Here is a 641-nt window from a genome sequence, read left to right as displayed (position 1 = left end):
TCCGGCGCCGGATACTGCTTATTGTCGTCCTGTACCTGCCAGGAGCCCCCCTGCCTGCTGCCAGCATCGACCCTGCACTCGGCCTCGCCCAGCCTGAACCCCCACGTGTCCGCGCTTCTGGCCAAGGCGTCATCATTCCGGCCCTGCCCGCCGCCGATGGGATTGGCAGGATCCTCCCCATAAAGAACAACCTTGTTGGGATGCGCCTCATCCCTGGAAGGCGTGCACTCACCACTGACCACCGGAGCAAGCCTGCTGGTATACACGCTCCCCGAAGCATCCAAAGGACTGTTCGCGTCATTCTCGATCTTCGTGATCGTCGGATCCTTAGGACGAGCCACATCATACTTGTAAAAAGCCGTATTGATGGTCTGCCCCGCAGTCAGGTTCCTGTCCTTCGTCGAAGCGGACATGTTGTCATCTATCCCCACAAGACCGACACTCATGGGGTTGTACACTTCAGGACTGACCGTGCAAGCGCTCCCATCCCGGTTCGTGGTCACAGGCCACGTGACCATCTTGAAATAACCATCAAGACCCTGCTTCTCCTTAGCCTCCCCGAAATTGATGGAACCATCCGAATTCTGCGCAGGCATAGGATTGCCATCCTTATCAGTCGCAAACAACTCATTCGGATTATT

1 pseudogene is annotated in these 641 nt (G+C 56.8%); it reads right to left on the bottom strand.

Going from position 1 to position 641, the window contains the following annotated elements:
* Positions 1-596 (bottom strand): annotated as a pseudogene (locus J3U06_RS09305) (hypothetical protein); the annotation flags it as partial.
* Positions 597-641: the final 45 nt, after the last annotated feature.

Source organism: Bifidobacterium sp. B4142, assembly GCF_026537325.1.
Taxonomy (GTDB): domain Bacteria; phylum Actinomycetota; class Actinomycetes; order Actinomycetales; family Bifidobacteriaceae; genus Bombiscardovia.
Note: the sequence above shows the minus strand (reverse complement) of the source record. Positions and strands in the feature narration are given on the sequence as shown.